We start from the raw sequence: 508 nt of genomic DNA, 5'->3' as shown, positions 1-508 counted from the left end.
GCGTCGCAGAAGCGGACGGCCTCACGGACATGCTTCACCCAGTACGCGGGGTCGGTGACCTCGTCCGTCACCGGCTCGCCCGTCAGCGCCGACACCATGGCCAGCTTGGGCGCACCGTAGCTGACGGTGGCGACAACGCGCCCGAACTCCTCCAGCATCGGGTCCATCAGCGGGGAGTGGAACGCGTGCGAGACCTGCAGACGCTTCGTACGAGCCCCTGCCTGTGCCAACTCCTCGGCCGCCGCGAGCACTTCGTCCTCGACACCGGAAATCACCACGGCCCTGGGGCCGTTCACGGCGGCGATGCCCACACCGGCGCGGCCTGCGATCGCCTCGACGACCTGCTCCTCGGCCGCCTCGACGGCCACCATGGCGCCGCCGGCGGGCAGTTGCTGCATCAGCCGGCCGCGAGCGGCCACCACCGCACAGGCATCCTCCAGCGACCAGACCCCGGCCACGTGCGCGGCGGCCAGCTCGCCGATCGAGTGTCCGGCCACCACGTGCGGGC

General features: G+C 72.0%; 1 protein-coding gene. It reads right to left on the bottom strand.

What is annotated here, in order from left to right; translation table 11 throughout:
• Positions 1 to 508, bottom strand: a 508-nt coding sequence (locus tag KV557_RS42040; protein WP_218207398.1) for an acyltransferase domain-containing protein, incomplete at both ends; no start/stop codon positions are given.

Origin of the sequence: Kitasatospora aureofaciens, from assembly GCF_019192735.1 — a bacterium.
Taxonomy (GTDB): domain Bacteria; phylum Actinomycetota; class Actinomycetes; order Streptomycetales; family Streptomycetaceae; genus Kitasatospora; species Kitasatospora aureofaciens_A.
This window is presented reverse-complemented; position numbering and strand designations above follow the sequence as displayed.